This is a genomic window from Microscilla marina ATCC 23134 (genome assembly GCF_000169175.1).
GTDB classification, from domain to species: domain Bacteria; phylum Bacteroidota; class Bacteroidia; order Cytophagales; family Microscillaceae; genus Microscilla; species Microscilla marina.
The window spans coordinates 1-1,285 of record NZ_AAWS01000130.1; the positions used below are offsets into that span (position 1 = coordinate 1).

Annotated in this window: 1 protein-coding gene; it reads left to right on the top strand. The window is 47.0% G+C overall.

The features are described 5' to 3' along the window. The coding region (dnaB, locus tag M23134_RS37210) for a replicative DNA helicase (RefSeq protein ID WP_232296868.1) at positions 1-1,285 on the top strand (1,285 nt) is incomplete at both ends.

A 1,285-nucleotide genomic window follows, 5' to 3' on the forward strand; every position in this document is an offset into this window, starting at 1 on the left:
GTTCTCCTCAGCCATCGATATAGAAGAAGCGGTACTCGGAGCGATACTCATTGAACAACCTGCCTTCATGCAGGTCATTGACTTGCTGCAACCCGATTACTTTTACAAGCCTGCCCACAAGGAGGTTTATCAGGCAATACTGGAGCTGTTTGCTCAAGCCAATCCAGTAGATATGCTTACAGTAACTCAGCAACTAAGGCAAACAGGTAAACTTGAAATGGCAGGAGGTCCCACTTTTGTCATGAAGCTGACCTCCATGGTGAATTCCTCCGCCAACATTGAGTACCATGCCCACATTCTGGTAGAACAGGCAATAAAGCGGCGGTTGATCGAGATAAGCTCCAAAATCCGTAAAGTGGCCTTTGACCACACCAGCGATGCATTCGAGGTCATAGATGACCTGGCAAATGATGTATTTCAACTAAGCGAGACAGGAATAAAGAAGCAGTTCAGCCGGGCATCAAAAATAGTCTCTGAAAACATACTCACGCTTGAGGAGGATGTAGCAAACCCTCAAAGAATCCAGAAAAACAAAATACCATCGGGTTTGTATAGCCTGGATAAGCATATTGGAGGGTTTGATAAAGCAACGCTGACCGTTTTCGCAGCCCGACCCGCGATGGGTAAAACCGCCTTTGCCCTGAACCTTGCCCTCAATGCCGCAGAAGTATTTGAGCGACCTGTGGCCTTTTTTTCACTTGAAATGAGCGCAAGAGAGCTGGGTTACAGGTTGCTTGCCATGTGTTCAGGCATTGCGTCTAAAAGAATCAAAAACAGAGCGCTGTCCCAGGAAGAGATACCAAAAGTAAGGCAGGCAGAAAAGCTCATCCAGAAACCTAACCTCTTTATTGATGACACCCCACAACTATCCCTACTACAATTCAAAGCAAAAGTACGACGGTTGGTGTTTAGCCATCAGGTGGAGTGTGTAATCATTGACTACCTTCAGTTGATGAAAGGACATAGTGGTCAGGCAAGCCAAAACCGACAGCTGGAAGTAGCCACCATTGTAAAGGATTTGAAGGCGCTCGCCAAAGAAATGGATATCCCCATCATTGCACTCTCTCAGCTTAACCGGGGGGTAGAAACCAGACCAGGGGATAAACGTCCTGTGATGGCCGATTTGAGGGAATCAGGAGAAATTGAGCAGTCGGCCGATACCATCGCATTTCTCTACCGACCAGCTTATTACGGAGTTACCGAAGATCACCTTGGAAACTCTACCGAAGAGTCACTGAACTCATCATTGCTAAACACCGGGATGGTAAATCGGGAACGATTCTGC